The sequence below is a fragment of the Taurinivorans muris genome (assembly GCF_025232395.1).
Taxonomy (GTDB): Bacteria; Desulfobacterota; Desulfovibrionia; order Desulfovibrionales; family Desulfovibrionaceae; genus Taurinivorans; species Taurinivorans muris.
Genome location: NZ_CP065938.1, coordinates 574,187 through 590,405, shown reverse-complemented (window position 1 = coordinate 590,405; position 16,219 = coordinate 574,187). Strand labels below are relative to the sequence as shown.

The 16,219-nt window shown below is 39.4% G+C and carries 12 protein-coding genes and 4 tRNA genes; 1 reads left to right on the top strand and 15 read right to left on the bottom strand.

What is annotated here, in order from left to right; translation table 11 throughout:
- Nucleotides 1-171 precede the first annotated feature (171 nt).
- The 11 genes from JBF11_RS02695 to JBF11_RS02645 all read right to left on the bottom strand — a co-directional run bounded on the left by JBF11_RS02695 (nt 172) and on the right by JBF11_RS02645 (nt 9,816).
- Complete coding sequence (locus tag JBF11_RS02695; RefSeq protein WP_334315844.1) at nt 172-1,137, bottom strand: glycosyltransferase; 966 nt, start codon at nt 1,135-1,137, stop codon at nt 172-174.
- Nucleotides 1,113-1,826, bottom strand: a complete 714-nt coding sequence (locus JBF11_RS02690) for a class I SAM-dependent methyltransferase (protein ID WP_334315843.1) — start codon at nt 1,824-1,826, stop codon at nt 1,113-1,115. The genes JBF11_RS02695 and JBF11_RS02690 overlap by 25 nt, the downstream gene beginning before the upstream one ends.
- Nucleotides 1,819-2,787, bottom strand: coding sequence for an ATP-grasp domain-containing protein (locus JBF11_RS02685; RefSeq protein WP_334315842.1), 969 nt, complete (start codon nt 2,785-2,787; stop codon nt 1,819-1,821). Before JBF11_RS02685 ends, JBF11_RS02690 begins: the two co-directional genes overlap by 8 nt.
- A 244-nt stretch (nt 2,788-3,031) precedes the next feature.
- Nucleotides 3,032-3,107: transfer RNA gene (locus tag JBF11_RS02680), tRNA-Phe, on the bottom strand.
- Nucleotides 3,108-3,265: 158 nt separating this feature from the next.
- Nucleotides 3,266-3,341, bottom strand: a tRNA-Thr gene (locus JBF11_RS02675).
- Between the two features lie 30 nt (nt 3,342-3,371).
- A tRNA-Pro gene (locus JBF11_RS02670) sits at nt 3,372-3,448 on the bottom strand.
- Between the two features lie 12 nt (nt 3,449-3,460).
- Nucleotides 3,461-3,536, bottom strand: a tRNA-Thr gene (locus tag JBF11_RS02665).
- 654 nt (nt 3,537-4,190) lie between these two features.
- Nucleotides 4,191-6,092: a molecular chaperone DnaK gene (gene dnaK / locus JBF11_RS02660; protein WP_334315841.1), complete on the bottom strand. Its 1,902-nt coding sequence runs from the start codon at nt 6,090-6,092 to the stop codon at nt 4,191-4,193.
- A 151-nt stretch (nt 6,093-6,243) separates the two neighbouring features.
- A complete protein-coding gene (locus JBF11_RS02655) occupies nt 6,244-6,747 on the bottom strand; it encodes a cob(I)yrinic acid a,c-diamide adenosyltransferase (protein WP_334315840.1) in 504 nt (167 codons plus the stop codon).
- Entirely contained in the window at nt 6,744-8,081 is a 1,338-nt protein-coding gene (locus JBF11_RS02650) for a sigma-54-dependent transcriptional regulator (protein WP_334315839.1), read from the bottom strand. The genes JBF11_RS02655 and JBF11_RS02650 overlap by 4 nt, the downstream gene beginning before the upstream one ends.
- 10 nt (nt 8,082-8,091) lie before the next feature.
- Nucleotides 8,092-9,816: a two-component system sensor histidine kinase NtrB gene (locus JBF11_RS02645; RefSeq protein ID WP_334315838.1), complete on the bottom strand. Its 1,725-nt coding sequence runs from the start codon at nt 9,814-9,816 to the stop codon at nt 8,092-8,094.
- A gap of 251 nt (nt 9,817-10,067) precedes the next feature.
- Here JBF11_RS02645 and JBF11_RS02640 point away from each other — a divergent pair, with 251 nt between their 5' ends.
- Nucleotides 10,068-10,649 (top strand): hypothetical protein, encoded by a 582-nt coding sequence (locus JBF11_RS02640; protein ID WP_334315837.1) that lies wholly within the window; start codon nt 10,068-10,070, stop codon nt 10,647-10,649.
- 37 nt (nt 10,650-10,686) lie between these two features.
- On the opposite strand, the gene JBF11_RS02635 is transcribed toward JBF11_RS02640, so the two are convergent.
- The 4 genes from JBF11_RS02635 to JBF11_RS02620 are packed head-to-tail and all read right to left on the bottom strand — an operon-like array spanning nt 10,687 to nt 16,207.
- Nucleotides 10,687-11,172 carry a tRNA (cytidine(34)-2'-O)-methyltransferase gene (locus JBF11_RS02635; protein ID WP_334315836.1) on the bottom strand — a complete coding sequence of 162 codons (486 nt, stop codon included), beginning with the start codon at nt 11,170-11,172 and terminating at the stop codon, nt 10,687-10,689.
- A 7-nt stretch (nt 11,173-11,179) separates the two neighbouring features.
- A complete protein-coding gene (locus JBF11_RS02630; protein WP_334315835.1) occupies nt 11,180-14,344 on the bottom strand; it encodes a hypothetical protein in 3,165 nt (1,054 codons plus the stop codon).
- A gap of 9 nt (nt 14,345-14,353) precedes the next feature.
- Nucleotides 14,354-15,418: an EscU/YscU/HrcU family type III secretion system export apparatus switch protein gene (locus JBF11_RS02625; protein ID WP_334315834.1), complete on the bottom strand. Its 1,065-nt coding sequence runs from the start codon at nt 15,416-15,418 to the stop codon at nt 14,354-14,356.
- Between the two features lie 3 nt (nt 15,419-15,421).
- Nucleotides 15,422-16,207 carry a flagellar biosynthetic protein FliR gene (locus tag JBF11_RS02620; protein WP_334315833.1) on the bottom strand — a complete coding sequence of 262 codons (786 nt, stop codon included), beginning with the start codon at nt 16,205-16,207 and terminating at the stop codon, nt 15,422-15,424.
- Between the last annotated feature and the right edge of the window lie 12 nt (nt 16,208-16,219).

The following is a 16,219-nucleotide window of genomic DNA, read 5'->3' as shown; positions in this document are numbered from 1 at the left end:
AATACGAATGATTTTTTTATAGGAAGGGAGCGAAGCTCCCTTTTTTCTCGTCCGAAAATAAATTGTTTTTGAAATAGCTTTAACCTTGGTTTTATGACTTTTCGTAAAAACAATACGGTTGAAAAAAATTGCGGTATTACTCCGTAACGATTTTCATGATCAAGTTTTTTGTTATGCTTTGGTTAAAATAAATTTTATGAGTTTTCCCATATCTTGATCAGGGTTTATTTTTTTTAACATCTCAAGAGCATATTGCATCAATTCGGGATATTTCTTCAATTCTGCTATGAATTCATACCGTTGATGTTCTAATGATACGATAAATAAATTCATCGCCAAGTTTTTTTTCAAATCCGAATAATGAACATTCTTATATTTTTTTTCAACTTCAAGGCAAAAGTTGATGTGTAAAATTGCATTATTGAAATACCAAGTCGGGTCATTATCTTCATTCATTGTCCATATCCCGTTTTTATGTCTATTGTAAACGGACATTATTTCATTCAGTTTTCCGATTTTTCCTTTTTCCGCATGAAGCAAATGCCACCAATGATCACAAGGCAACATAGCGTCAGGAATAAGTTTTTGCGGCGTATCTACTGCATTAAAGCGCCAGCGATACATGCAGGAATTGGTTTGTATGAAATTTTTTATTAACAAGTCGGAAAGGGTGAAAGAATTTCTTTGAACAATATCTGGAAAATCAGGAAAAATTTCTGCTTTTTTTCCGTTATCATGAATAACTTTCACCGGATGGAAACAGATTGCATACTCTTTGTGCTGATCTAAAAAATCAACTTGCTTTTGTAATTTCAAGGGGTCTGTGAAATAATCATCCCCTTCGCATAGGGCGACATATTCTGCTGAAATTGCTGGAAACAAAACGTATTTTGAAATTGCGTATCCCTTTTGCCAAAGATTTTTCCTGAGTAAATTCGCTTTGATGATATGCGGATATTTTTTTTGATACGCGGTAATAATTGCTTGGGTATTGTCTGTCGATGCGTCGTCGCAAATATGAATTTCAAAAGGTTCGCTGACTTGCTGCATTAAAAAGCTTTCAATAGCTCGGGCAATGTATTTTTCATGGTTATATGTGGTGCAGGCGATAGCTATTCGAGATTTTCCACTATGCATAGCAATTTCTCCGATGTGAATAAATTATTGAATTTCTGATTTTCAATACAATTCCTGATGGTTTGCGCGTCTGTTTTACCTTGCAAAATCAATTCGTCCTCAAGATATTTCTTATATTTGCCGACCGGATAGATTTTTACGTTTTCTATTTCAATATCAAGTGCATTGATGATTTGATAAATGTCATTCAGTGTGAAAAAACGCACCGCATACAGCACATCATACCGTTTTAATTTGTCAAAATATTGTATGAATTCCGGATTGTGTCCGTTATGCACAGTGAAAGCGAACCGTTTTTTGGTTACACGGAGCTGTTCCTTTGCAAATTGAATTATCTGCTCATTTTCAAAACATCCCCAAAAACCGTTATGGTATGAGAAATCAAATTCCTTATCTTGATAGCTTGTTGAAAAAGCATTTTGCAGGGAAATTTTCTCTTGATACTGGGGAAATAATTTTTTCGCTTTCTTGACGGTGTTTTCACAATAATCAAATGCAAAACAATTTCTTCCCAATTTATTGAGCAGATGGAAATCTCTGAACGACCCCGCGGCTATTTCCAAAATCTTATGCTCGTCATTGTTCAAAAATGCGTTTATATAATAGGCATGGCGCAAATCTTGCTGATAATGGTCGAAGTATTTGTCCCAAGCGGTATTCCAATATTCCTTATCTTGTAATTCAATCATGGTTATTTCTCGTTATGTATGATATATACCGTTTTACGGCATAACAGGTTTTGATTTTTGTTTCATATTCTATTTCCTTATTTTGAAAACAAAGAAAATGATTTTTTACTATGTCATAACCTGCCAGACGTGAAAAGGCTATGCCTGCTGAAAACCTCGGATTGACATCCATAAGATAATATTGTTTTCCATCGAATATGAATTCCGCATTGATCGCTCCTAAAATTTGAAGTTTTTTTCCTAAATGGGAAATCATATTTTGAACTGTTTCATTTTGTTTTATTTTTACACTTAGTCCTGCGCCGTGCTGTGTTCTTAAAATTTCTTTTCTTACAATGGAAAAATCATGACCGAATGAATCCCGAACATAGTCTGCCGTAAAAAAATTTCCTTTGATTTTGGGCTGGAAAACATAACGCTCTTTATTGGGAATGTAATCAATTTCCGATAAATCGGACAGATGAATTAATCCGTTGGAACTTCTGCCGTTAAAAGGTTTTGCAATGATGTCGGAAGTTTTTAAGAGTTCTTCGCATTGATTTTTTTTTATATCCGCATAGGAATATGTCGGTATCGGTGTGATGACAGAATCATGCAGAAATATTTTATACAGCGCGTATTTGTTGCGGCAAAGCGTGATGCTTTTATGGTTGGAAAGACAAACAGTTATCCCCTGATTGGAAAAAACATTTCTGTTTTTTGAGAGAATATCAGCTTCCGTGTCGATTAAAGGAAATATATACCGTATGTCATGCTTTTTACAAATGGATAAAAGTGTTGAAATATAGTTGTGGTTATCGGGTTTGGGTATCAAATACGTATAATCAAACAAATGTGAAACACCGACAAGATATTGGGGATAAATATTCGTTCCGACAAGGCAATCCGCTTCACCGTGAAGCGAGGAAATGATTTCTTCGCAGGAAAAAGAACCGTTGGAAGTTATGAGCAGGTTTTTCATATTCTTATTCCTATGCAAAAAGATACTTTTTCTTTTTGTTATAAAAACGGAAATATTTTTTTTGAATGAGAATACGATGGACAATTAATTTCGTAAGGAATTTAAAATAAAAAAACAGAAAAATTTTATAGCTGAATAAAAAATCTTTCTGTTTCATAAGAATAATAAATAATTATGAAATTTATTCTTTAATATATATATATATATGAAGATTCAGCATAGGAAAAACTAATGGTAAAATTTATGGTGCCTGGGGACAGGATTGAACTGCCCACACGAGGATTTTCAGTCCTCTGCTCTACCAACTGAGCTACCCAGGCAACATTTGTCTCTTATATAGAATAGATTTCACTTTGTCAAATATTTTTTTATGTTTTTCTTATTTTTTATTTTACGTATTGATACGTTGGAACAGCAATCAATCCAATCCATAAAAAACAATTAAAATAAAAAAGTGAGCGATAACTCACTTTGAAAATGGAGCCCATGAGCAGGATTGAACTGCTGACCTTATCCTTACCAAGGATACGCTCTACCGACTGAGCCACATGGGCGATGTGCAAAATTTTTGTGATATTTTTTCATGGTCGGGATGAGAGGATTTGAACCTCCGACCCCTTGAACCCCATTCAAGTGCGCTCCCAGACTGCGCTACATCCCGACATAAAAAAAGTGGAGCCCATGAGCAGGATTGAACTGCTGACCTTATCCTTACCAAGGATACGCTCTACCGACTGAGCCACATGGGCGTTTTAATCACGAAACGTCTTTGTACATAAATTTGTTTACATAGTCAAGCAAAAAAATCATTACGTCTTCAATTCATTCTTTAAATAAAAAAACACATTAAAAAACTGCTGTCCGTTGTCTTTGAGAGTATTTGCGGTAATGCCGGATGAAATCTCGCAGGTTAAGCAGCTATAACGTTTATAAAAAAATCATTAAATGTTTTACAGCTGATTTAACTGCCAGTGCAAAGTGAGATTAAACTCAATTCAAAAGCGATGAATGTCCAAAGCTAAAATAAATTTGGTGTGAACGCAGGTTGCCGAGCCATGGTATTCAATAAGGAACGGCAATTTTAGGAACGGTTTAATTATCAATAAAAAAATCATATCAAAAAGCCGATACAGAATAATCATTGTTTGTAATATGAGTATTGAACCTGTACATATTAAGACTTGTATAAAGGAAAAGGGAAAGAAGTATCATAAATTTTTCTTCCGCACGCAAAGACATATGCATTTTTTGTATAACTGCAAAAGATAAAACTATTTTCTTTGCATTGAAAAGCACCGATAAGGATTATCAGTATCTTGTAAGATAACTGTCAATTATTCATGTATGTTAACATAAAAAAGCCCCGCATGAAGCGGGGCGCATTTATTTATGAATGAAAGCGTTTATTTCACTTCCGTAAAATCAGCGTCCATTACATCGTCGCCGTCTTTTTTGTCAGAACCTGCTGCACCTTGGGCTGCCCCTGTCTGCGCATTCGGATCAGCTTGCTGTGCGTAAAGCTGTTCTGCCAATTTATGGGAAGCTTTGCCAAGTTCGTCGCTTGCCGTTTTGATAGCGGCAACATCTTCACCTTGCATTTTTGTTTTAAGGTCAGCAATTTTGGCTTCAATATCCGCTTTTAAGCTTGCGTCCAATTTGTCGCCCAAATCACTGATGGAACGTTCTGTTCCGTAAATGAGGCTGTCTGCTTGGTTGCGTGCTTCGATAACTTCTTGTTTTTTCTTGTCATCAGCCGCATGTGCTTCCGCTTCATGAATAAGGTTTTGAATTTCCTGTTCAGAAAGACCGGAAGAAGCGGTGATTTGAATGGATTGTTCTTTGCCTGTGCCAAGGTCTTTTGCTGAAACGTTAACAATACCGTTAGCGTCAATATCAAAAGAAACCTCAATTTGCGGAACACCGCGGGGTGCAGGCGGAATGCCGGTAAGGTCAAAGCGCGCCAAAGTCATGTTATCGCCAGCCATTGGACGTTCGCCTTGCAATACATGGATTGATACTGAAGGCTGATTGTCCGCCGCAGTGGTGAACGTTTGGCTTTTTCTCGTAGGGATGGTGGTATTGCGTTCGATAAGTTTAGTGAATACTCCGCCCATGGTTTCAATACCGAGTGAAAGCGGGGTGACATCAAGCAGCAGAACGTCTTTCACATCTCCTGCTAAGATACCGCCTTGGATAGCGGCACCCATTGCGACAACTTCGTCAGGGTTCATGGAGCGGTTAGGTTCCTTACCGAAGAACTCACCGACTTTTTGCTGAACAAGAGGCATACGGGTCATACCGCCGACAAGCACGACTTCGTCGATGTCTTTAGCGGATAAACCGGCGTCGGCAAGGGCCTTTTTGCAAGGCTCGATACTGCGTTCAACCAAATCCATGACAAGCTGTTCAAGTTTGGCACGGCTCAATTTCACCATCATATGTTTAGGACCAGTTTGGTCGGCGGTGATGAACGGCAAATTGATTTCGCTTTCCATGGAGGTGGAAAGTTCTTTTTTAGCATTTTCGGCAGCTTCTTTCAAACGCTGCAATGCCATGCGGTCTTGAGCCAAGTCAATGCCGTTTTGCGCTTTGAATTCATTGACAAGGTATTCAATGATACGTTGGTCAAAGTCTTCACCGCCAAGAAACGTATCCCCGTTGGTCGCGCGGACTTCAACAACATTGTCGCCAACTTCCAAAATTGAAATATCAAACGTGCCGCCGCCCAAGTCGTAAACGGCAATTTTTTCATTCGCTTTCTTGTCAAAACCATAGGCAAGGGAAGCAGCGGTAGGTTCGTTGATGATACGTTTCACATCCAAACCGGCAATACGACCTGCGTCCTTCGTTGCCTGACGCTGTGCGTCATTGAAATATGCAGGAACGGTAATAACGGCTTCGGTAACGGTTTCACCAAGATATGCTTCGGCATCGGCTTTCAGTTTACTTAAGATCATTGCGGAAATTTCCGGCGGGCTGTAATGACGGCCGTCAACTTCAACGGCGGCGTCTTGGTTTTGAGCAGCTACAATACGATACGGTGAATGGTCTTTCCATTTTGTAACTTCTTCTGCGTCCGCACGGCGTCCCATAAGACGTTTTACCGCAAAAATGGTTCTTTCAGGGTTGGTGATCGCTTGACGTTTAGCGGTATCGCCAACCAAGCGTTCTTTATCGGTGATAGCGACAACGGAAGGGGTTGTGCGGCCACCATTCGGGTTTGTAATGCATTTAGGCTCTTTGCCTTCCATTACGTAAACACAGCTATTAGTGGTACCTAAGTCAATACCAATAATCTTACTCATATATTCCTCCAAACGGATTATCTGTTATTTATTCGGACTTTCGTCCTTACAAGGAATAAATAAGTATGATTTTTTATTCGACAAGTGTTTTTTATAAAAAAAAATGAAATTTTTTATAAATTTTTATAATATACTGAAATAATATGATAAATTAGAACTCAATTCCTTTTTGTGCGGGTACGCCCTTGGAGCAGGCGTGTTTTATTTCTTGAATTTCCGAAACGATGTCGGCTTGTTCCATAAGCCAGTCTGGAGCGTAACGTCCCGATAAGACAAGATGCTTCTTGTTTGCTCTGCAAAAAGAAATGAGATTTTCGATTTCTTCCTTGCTTATGAGTTTCGCATGGTATGCGTAAAGGATTTCATCGCAAACAAGCATGGAAACTGTTTCTTTCTTTGTTTCTATCCATTTTAAACAGGCAAGAACGGCCTCTCTGTGTTTCGGACGTTCTTCCTCTTTTCGGAAAAAGCCTTTTCCGCCGATATACAGATTATCTTGAAGCAGCTGTTGAAGAAAAATTTGTTCTCCGGCCTGCACATCGCTTTTCATGAACTGCACAAAACAAAGGGGAATGCCGTTTCCCAAAGCACGGATTGCCTGCCCCACCGAGGCGCTTGTTTTGCCTTTGCCGTTTCCTGTGTAAACAATGATCATTCTTCACCTTCCAAATTGTACAGCTTCAGTTTCGTATGCAGGGTTTTGCGTGAGATACCGAGATGTTTCGCCGTTTCTGACTTATTGTCGTTATTTTCTTTCAATGTTTTTAAAATAAAAGCTTTTTCCATATCTTCCAGCGTGGTGATATTTTCAAATTCGTTCTTTTGCTTATGGTGATGCTGCAAAAGTTCCGGCAATTGCGCAACATCGATATAATCGCCATACGTTAAAATGCTTGCCCTTTCAATAACGTTTTCGAGTTCCCGAACATTTCCCCGCCATTCGTGTCTAATGAGACAATCCATCGCTTTTGGCGTAAACCCTTTGATATTCTTATTGTTTTTTCTCGAAAATTGCGTAAGGAAATGCTGGGCGAGAATGGGAATATCTTCTTTTCGTTCCGCAAGAGCCGGAACGTCAAGCGTTATGACATTGAGCCTATAATATAAATCTTCTCTGAAACTGCCTTTTTGAATTTCTTCTTCCAAATTTCTGTTTGTGGCGGCAATAATCCTTACATCAATGAATAGAACTTCATCGCTGCCGACCCGCTGAATTTCTTTCTGTTGAAGGACCCTGAGGAGTTTGACCTGCATTTGCGGGGAAATCTCGCCAATTTCATCAAGAAAAATCGTTCCGCCGTTCGCTTGAAAAAAACGTCCTTCCCGTTTTTTGTCCGCTCCGGTGAACGCGCCTTTTTCATGCCCGAAAAGTTCCGATTCCAAAAGCGTTTCAGAAAGGGCTGCACAGTTGACCGTTACAAACGGTTTGTCTTTGCGGTGGCTTAATTCGTAAATGGTGCGGGCGACAAGTTCCTTGCCGGTGCCTGATTTGCCATGAATTAAAACGGTCGCGTCCGAAGGAGCGAAACTTTTTATCAATGATTTCAATTCGATAATAGCTTTGCTGTTGCCGATAATATCGGTTTGAAATTCCATTTCCATTGATTTCACTTGTTTTTTTAATTTCGCATGTTCAAGGCTGTTATCGAGGGTGATTTTCAGTCTGTCAAAATCAAGTGGTTTGGTGAGATAATCGTATGCGCCGTTTTTGACGCATTCAACGGCATTGTCGATATCGGAAAAAGCCGTCATCATAACAATAGGAATGGCGGGATTATACGCATGAATGAATTTTAAAGCCGTGACGCCGTCCATGTCCGGCATACGGATATCCATGAGTACGCAATCATAGGGGGTTTCTTTTATTTTTTCAACGGCTTCAAGTCCGTTTTCAGCTCTTGAAATTTTAAACTGCCATTTTTTCAAAAGCGTTTCAAGCATGAGTCCATGGGGTTTATCGTCATCGACAATCAGAATATGGTTGTTCATACATTCCTCTTTAGTTTATCGGCAGCGTAATAATAAAGGTTGTGCCCGCATTTTCTTCACTTTCCGCTTTGACCGAGCCTTTATGGGCTTCAATGATTTTTTGCACTATGACAAGTCCAAGTCCGGTTCCTTTCGCTTTTGTGGTGTAATAGGGGGTGAACAGACTGGAAAGTTTGTTTTGCGGTATTCCTTGTCCCTTGTCTTGAATGGTGATAAGCGTATTATTTTGTTCCTGCCATGCTTTAATGGTTATTGTTTTTTTGTTGTCATCGGAAATTTTATGCATCGCTTCGATGGAATTGATGAGCAGGTTATAAAAAACCTGTATCATCCTGTCGAAATCCAAAGTAAGTTCCTGTATGGCTATTTCGTTGACAAATCGTATACCATGTTCTTTTGCTTGAAGCATAAGCGATTTTTCAACCTGCTCAATAAGTTTTTGTAGGGAAACCTTATTCAAGACAAGGGTATTCGGTTTGGAAAACTCGAGCAAATCGGAAATAACCTTGTCAACGCGGCAGATTTCTTGGTTCATGATTTGCGCAAGCGCTTTTTCTTCACTGCCTTCTTTGGCATTTTCTTCAAAAATTCTCGCAAAGCCTTTGATGGAACTTAACGGATTGCGGATTTCATGCGCTATGCCGGCTGCCAATTGTCCGACGGAAGCAAGCTTGTCTTTTCTGTTTAATTCTTCCTGTAATTTCTGAATTTCTTTTAAATCGCGCAAAATGATGCCTATTGCTTTTTTTTCATTATCAATATTGATGCTGAAACTGTTCAGTTCAAAATTGTTTCCCGAATTGCCGGCAATTTTCACCAGTGCATTGATAACAGGCTTGTTGAAATCCAAATATGCTATGGCAGGAATAAAATCACAAATATTTTTTCCTGTGAGATTGCCTGATTTGAACATTTTTTCCGTAATCGGGTTGCATGTGATAATCGTATTTTGCATATTGATTGTGATGATACCCAAAGGAATTGTGGTCATCAGTCCGTCGAAATACACTTTTGATTCTTCAATAAGTTGGTAGTATTTTTGATATTTTTTCAAGAGGATGAAGGATAAGATACTCATGAACAGAAGAAAGCCGAATGCAATGGTATTGATAAGAATTTTTCTGTCGTCCAACAGCTTTGCCTGCATAATTTCTTCTGTTTTAAAGCCGACCACCAGAAAAAGCTGACGGTTTTCGGCATTTAAATTTCTGTTAAAATCCGATCTGTGCTGCATGAAGCGTTCTCTTCTGTGTTGACTATGCATGGAATGTTTTGGGGGACGGGAACGAAAAAGCGTTCTTTGCACGATAATATACTCGGTTTTATTCAACTTTGCCTCATCGAATGAAAAATCTAAATTGATACAAAAATTGCCGTTGCCGTTATTCATATCGCATGCAGGGGAATTGACGGGAAGCATTTGTCCGATCATGGCGGAATTATTGGAAATAAGAACTTCGCCCCGTTCATTGGCAAGCGCGATAAATTCGACATCGTCCTGCAAGGCGTAATTCACGATCAAGTCATCCAATCTTTCTTTTGTGTTCACATTGGAAGCGATAATATTGGATTCTATTGTTTGTAAAATCGATTTGCCCCGTTCATGAATAAGAAAACTTGAAACATGAATATTACTCTTTGAAATTTGAATATCCCATAGCAAAAGGGAAGACGCCACAATAAAAACAATAAGCAGAATGCCATAGGGAGCTATTTTTAAAAATTTTTTTTGCATGGTTTCTCTTTAAATGTCGCTTTACTCTTTTGCTTGCAAAATGCATTCCTTTAACATATGGTTATACAATATCAAGAAATGCAAAATAAAAATGTGTAAAAATGTGACAATAATGTTTTATGTTGTGTATTTTTTTACATGTTTTTATGAAGATTACAAGTTAAAAGTGAAAAAACAGGAAAAATCGATTGAAAATCATATACGGTGATTTTGGAATGAAAATTGCTGTATATAACGATAAGGAGAATTGTATGAAAATAAAAAATATTGTTATTGCCTGCGCAATGATTTTAGGATTGTCTTTTGCCGTATCTGACGGGTATGCTTTTGCCAAAGAAGATACGTTGAGAACTTTTGAAGAATTTGTTCAAGATGAAAACAATTTTGCAAAATGGGAAAAAGACCATGCCGTCCACATTAAAAAAATACAGGAATTAAAAGACGAAAGACGTGTCAGACGGTTGGAGTATAAGGCGTTTACCCATAATCCCAATGCGGAACCCAAGCAAATTTCAAAAGCCGCACGTGATATTGTGATGCTTGACCGTCAAATCCAAACATTGAATGAAGAATTCATAAAAAATACCCGTGAAAATTACGGGGTTGATTTTATGGGATTTGAATTTCACAGGAATTTTGCGCCATGCTTCAATTCACAATACCCGCTAATGAATTGCCCCGCATTCAACGGGGAAGTTCCAATGCGCAAAATACCGCCTCACCACGTAAGAAGAGCCATGCCTCATCATGAATTGTTCGGTGAAATGCCTCCGTTTGCCGAAGACGGACAAGTTCCTATGGAAAAACCAGGAAAAATGCAGGAAAAAATGTAAGAAAATATTAAATAAAAAGGGGCGTAACGCCCTTTTTTTATTTAATGATGTTCATATCTGTTTGTTCCCATTCATCCAAAATTCCGGAATTTGCCAGCGCTTGATACAAAACAATTCCCGCGCTTGTGGAAAGGTTGAGACTTCTCACCGTATTAAAAATCGGAATTTTTACTCTGTATTCGGATAAATTAAGAATATCCTGAGGCAGCCCTTTCGTTTCAGGTCCGAAAATGAGTGCGTCCTGCCGCGTGAAATCAAACCTGTGCAAACTTTTTCCGCCTCTTGCGCTCGTCATGACAAGGCGGTGATGTTTTCCCGTCTTATTCATATAGCATTCAAAATTTTTCCAGACGGAAAGGTTCACATAAGGCCAATAATCAAGTCCGGCTCGCTTTAAATATTTATCGTCCAAAGAAAATCCCAATGGTTCTATGAGGTGCAGTTCTATCCGCGTTCCGGCGCAAAGGCGGGCGATATTGCCGGTATTCGGCGGAATTTCAGGATTATAAAGAACAATATGCATACGTATCCTAATATTCAATTTGGCAAATTTTTTGCAATTGTTTCAAGTATTGCTGATGGGTATCAAGATAGAAAGACAACGCTTTTGCAAAATTTTCGCCCAATGTTTCATCAATGAACAGTTGACTGACGTCCTTATGGCAAAGCAGTACGTACTGCATGCGCAGCATTACCAATTTTTCATTTTCGGAAATATTTTTAATGATGTTCCTGAGTGTTGAATTGGAGCGGGGCTGATAATAATACAAATACATCAAATCAAGAGCGTTGATTATCATGCTTGTGTAAAGCTGTTTGTCAACCTGCTTTAAATTATTGAGCAGTTCCTGAGGATTTTTCAAAAGTTCCAAGCATCCCTTTTCAGGAAAATGCAGCTCAAGTTTGGTGAACTGCGTATACAGCTTTTCAAAAGCCAGCTTGTAATCCCATTGCCTGAACCAAACATTGCTGTTTTTGTCGGCATATCCTTCCACAAGGGCGGCTCCGGTATCGGAAGCCATTTTCGATGTGATGGCGGAACAGGCAACCACAAGCTCTACGGCATTATGCACGCCTATTGCCAATAAAAATGAAAAGAAAATATTATTGTAAACAAGGGAAATCGGAATGGCAAGAAAACTTCTGAAGAAGTTGCCGATAATGGCTTCCGTTTGCAGACCTCGAATATAGTTGTGTCCCATGATATAAAAACCGTTCACAAGGGATATAACCGTAAAGGAGAGCAAAGGATTATTCGATGCTGTTATGCCGCAGGTTTGCTCAAGAAAGTCGACACGCACTATCGATTCCAATAAAATTACGGAAATACCCGTATACATGAGAGAATCGCATAAACGGCTCCAACTGACATAGTTATTCCAGCGCATGAGCGGCGACCGCTGCAATCCGCCGACTCCGAGAATGGCTTGGAAAATATTCCGCACTCCGGTAATAATGAACCAAATGAGGGCTCCCCACCATGCGAGGAATGCGATATCCTGCGTGTCCTGGAAAGAATACAAGGCGGAAACATAACCGATGAATACTTTGATAAAGTTCGACAGGTTACTGTTTAAGTAATTGTATTTATGAAGGGTGTTTTTAGGCGTGCTGGCAACAAAGCCGTTTGTCGTGCGCAGCCCTTTTCCTCCCAAGGTGACAATATCGCCCTTATCGGAAGAGAAATCTTCCAAGGCATAAGAACAATTGCCGTTATTGAAAACAGAAGTATCCGTTTCAAAATCCGTATAGGTTTTGATTTTTTTATAGGTAAGCTTTTTAATGAGCGGAATTTTTCTGAGAAGCTTGCAAAACCATGAAACTTTTTCATTGTTATGGGGCAAAATATAGGTTTCAACCAAGCGGACTTCTTTACGAATTGGAATAATCATTCTTGATTCGTTCGAACTTTTCTTCAACTCCTTAATGGTTCTAGCCGGCAGACATTGGATGTAAGCAAGCCCCATGCCAGCCAATCTGCCGACACGGCTTGTGGAATCCGTACCAATGCGGGTGAAAAGTTTTTTTCCCCGGTAATAATTGATAACAGTAGGGATATTGCTCAATATTTGCTGTAAAGCTTTAACTCTTTCTTCAAGCGTGACAGGCCGCAATTTGGGGTTGTCACGGTATTCCTGAATTTTGGATTTGTCTGCAAATTCGTCCGCATTGCTTGCTGCTGACAATAAATGTTCATGGTCTTCGTCAAACAACGTTATTTCAGCGCTTTTTTTACAAGTTTCAATGAGTTTTAATAAAATTGATTTTAAAAGCGGGGTGTTGTTTTTATTGATAGCAACCATCAATTCATTGATTTCGGCGATATGTTTTGATCTGCCTTTCTGCCAGTCGTATACGTTGAAAATTTCCAAATGGGTGATTTCACCGTCAGTATCCCAAAGCAGGTTGATAACTTCTTCAGGAGTCGTATTGGCGAGGTTTAAAACAATATAGCTGTTTGAATGGACTTGTTTTAAACGGTAAACAAGCTGGTGGGGACTATATTTCACAATACTTGGAATTTTATCCAGATCTTCTTCCGTAAGCACTTCCGCAATAAGTTCCTTTTCAATAAGATGTTCGCAATCTTCAAGAAGTTCAAGAAAATATTCCGTTGTCAGCTTATCATAATTATTCAATTGGTTTGTTAAAATCTGCAATTCCTGAGGGTCGCTCGTGTGCTGCATTTTTTCTTTAATAACGGAAACACGTTCCGTGAGTGTTTTTTTCGCATCATCATGGATAAGTTCCGCCAAGTGCAAAACCGAACTTTGCCCGATACTGACGAATTTCTTATATTCTTCCGTCGAAATAGGCGACAAATCGAGAGAAAATTCTTCATTGATTTTATTTTTAAGATTTTGATTCCATTCATCAACAATTTTAAATATGAATTTCTCGCGCCAGCGGCTGATTTGCCTTGCGTCCTGCATTAAAGCCTGCATATCGGGCTCCGCAATGAAATCCAAAAATTCGTCAGTGCCGTATAAACCCTGAGGAACCCAAATAAAGTCGATAAGTCTGTGGCGGTAAATGATATTGTATAACAAACCGATACGAACCTTTATACCCATGATTTTGCTTGCTTCCAAAAGTTCATAGGCGGTTTCCGGTTTAATATAGTTATAATAAATGACGGTTAGGGAGCGTATCCCTTTAACCCAGGCGTCCATTATGAGGTGGGTAGGCGATTTTCTGCCTTTCGTGTTGGCATCATGGATATGGTGGTCGAAAACAAGCTGATTCCATGCTTCCGGCATTTCCAGTAAATGATAACGGCGCAAAAGTTTACGGACAATAGTCGGTTTTCCCGTTGCCGCAATACGAAAATCGTGGGCGAGCTGCAATTGTTTTTCTTCATTGCCGTAGGTGCGGATAAGCTCCTTCATGATTTCAATGAGAACACGGGCGGTATTTCTTCTGAATTTCGTTCTTGAGGTCAGCAACACTTCATTATGCAGATTATTAAGGGCTATAAGACGTTCATCGATATTGTTGGTTTGCAGTCTGTCAAGCAAACTGATGACAGCGGTCGCCATGCGTATTTCTTGGGAAATGCACATATCGATAATGCCGTTGGGGTGAATTTCCTGCTGATAATGGCTTTCCAACGTCTTGCTGCATTCAATGCTGTTATTGACGCTTTCAAGGAAAATCTTATCTTGTTTATCGAAAAAAAATGAATTCATTTGCATAGTCACCACCTATTGTATTTTACCTTTAAGACGCCAAATTTCTGCAATGATTGCTGCGACAGCTTTGTATAAATCTTCTGGAATCGGTTCGCCTATTTCCACAGAAGAATACAAACTGCGGGCAAGAAGCTTGTTTTCTTTGATAGGCACTCCGTGTTCACGCGCAACATCCTTTATCCGTAAGGCAAGTTTATCCACACCTTTCGCCAGCACGACGGGAGCCGGACAAATGGTGGGATCATATTGTAAGGCAACAGCATAATGAGTAGGGTTTGTGACAACAACATCCGCTTTCGGAACGCTCTGCATCATACGTTGCTGCATAAACTGCATCATTTTTTGCTTTTGTTTGTTTTTAATGACAGGATCACCGAATGCTTGCCGCATTTCGTCTTTAACTTCCGCCTTGGTCATTTTGTTGTTTTCTTCATACTGATGAAAACTATGCCACAAATCAAACAGCGCATAGGCAACAACCGGTATCATGGTATATTTTATCATTTGCGCGCTGGCGGTTAAAAGATACGACGCCAAGCCATGGGCATTGGTATAATACAAGCCCGGAAAAACTGCCGTCTGTCCGACAATGAACATGAAAGGAACATAACCGATAATGGCTGCAATGGCAACAGCTTTTAAAAGCCGAACATACGTTTCAAAGGAAAAAAAGACCCGTTTCAATCCATTGACAATATTAAAGCGCGACCATTTGAATTTAAAAACTTTTGTCGTCCATAATTTTCCGACTTGCCTGCGAAGCGTGACAAAGGCGGAAATTGCGACGGCAAAAACAATAGGTCCGCAAATTAAGGCAAGTTGGGTGACAAATTCCCATAAAATGGCATATGCCGTCGTAGGGGTAATGATATTCTCATCCAAAGTATTGAAACATTCGACCCAATAATTTCCGAGCTTTTCACCGGCATATGGCAAATAAAAATACATGGTGGCAAAACCTACGATAAGCGTGCAGGTTTTTGTAAACTCCATTGATTTCGCAACGTTTCCCTCTTTTCGGAGCTTATTTCGCCGTTTAGGGGTCGCCCGTTCGGTTTTGCTGGGGTCTTTCGCCATATTTTACCTTGGTTTCAATGCATTAATGAGATTTAAAAATAAATCGTCAATGGAAATGATATAATTTTGTATATCCAGTGTTAATAATTGGAAAATTGAACCCAAAAAGAAAAATCCCACTAAAATTTTCAATGGAAATCCAAGTTCCATAATATGCATTTGCGGAGCCATTCTGCCCATGAAAGCAAGTCCCAGTTCCGTTAAGAAAATCGCCGCTAAAACAGGTGCGATAATTTTCAATGCCAAGGAAAAAAGCATATTGGCGAGAAGAAAAATCTGATTGAAAATCGTTTGACCGATAAAAAGCCCGCCGGCTGGAATGTACTTATATGTTTCTATAAAGGCTTTCAATAAGTAAATATGCCCGTCAAACATGAGAAAAATCAATGACGTCACAATAAAGAGCATGTGGGAAATGACGCCTACCTGCGTATTGGTTGTCGGGTCTGCAAATTGAAGCATGCTAAATCCCATTTGCATGGCAATCAGTTCACCGCCGGCTTGAATGCCTGCAAAAAATATTTGAATTGCAAGAGCCAAGATAAGTCCTAAAACCGCCTCCCCCAGAATAAGCAGGGCAATGGCGAAAGGATGCGCCGGCATTGTTTTGGGGTCCAGGCTGACATTTGGAAAAATCGCCAATGTGATGATCAGGCAGAATGCGGCTTTCCATTGGTTGGGAAGCCCTTCCGTGGCATAAATAGGCAACATGAAAAGAATAATGCTCATTCGCAGAAACGTGAGCAAAAAGCTTAAGAAATATGCGGGGTCAAAATCAAAAATATCCATAATGAGTTATAC

Bases quoted from the DNA above. Each gene is read 5' to 3' on its own strand.
- JBF11_RS02685 (WP_334315842.1), bottom strand. From the start codon at position 2,787: ATGAAAAACCTGCTCATAACTTCCAACGGTTCTTTTTCCTGCGAAGAA.
- JBF11_RS02620 (WP_334315833.1), bottom strand. From the start codon at position 16,207: ATGGATATTTTTGATTTTGACCCCGCATATTTCTTAAGCTTTTTGCTC.
- dnaK (WP_334315841.1), bottom strand. From the start codon at position 6,092: ATGAGTAAGATTATTGGTATTGACTTAGGTACCACTAATAGCTGTGTT.
- JBF11_RS02630 (WP_334315835.1), bottom strand. From the start codon at position 14,344: ATGCAAATGAATTCATTTTTTTTCGATAAACAAGATAAGATTTTCCTT.
- JBF11_RS02690 (WP_334315843.1), bottom strand. From the start codon at position 1,826: ATGATTGAATTACAAGATAAGGAATATTGGAATACCGCTTGGGACAAA.
- JBF11_RS02640 (WP_334315837.1), top strand. From the start codon at position 10,068: ATGAAAATAAAAAATATTGTTATTGCCTGCGCAATGATTTTAGGATTG.
- JBF11_RS02655 (WP_334315840.1), bottom strand. From the start codon at position 6,747: ATGATCATTGTTTACACAGGAAACGGCAAAGGCAAAACAAGCGCCTCG.
- JBF11_RS02635 (WP_334315836.1), bottom strand. From the start codon at position 11,172: ATGCATATTGTTCTTTATAATCCTGAAATTCCGCCGAATACCGGCAAT.
- JBF11_RS02650 (WP_334315839.1), bottom strand. From the start codon at position 8,081: ATGAACAACCATATTCTGATTGTCGATGACGATAAACCCCATGGACTC.
- JBF11_RS02625 (WP_334315834.1), bottom strand. From the start codon at position 15,418: ATGGCGAAAGACCCCAGCAAAACCGAACGGGCGACCCCTAAACGGCGA.
- JBF11_RS02695 (WP_334315844.1), bottom strand. From the start codon at position 1,137: ATGCATAGTGGAAAATCTCGAATAGCTATCGCCTGCACCACATATAAC.
- JBF11_RS02645 (WP_334315838.1), bottom strand. From the start codon at position 9,816: ATGCAAAAAAAATTTTTAAAAATAGCTCCCTATGGCATTCTGCTTATT.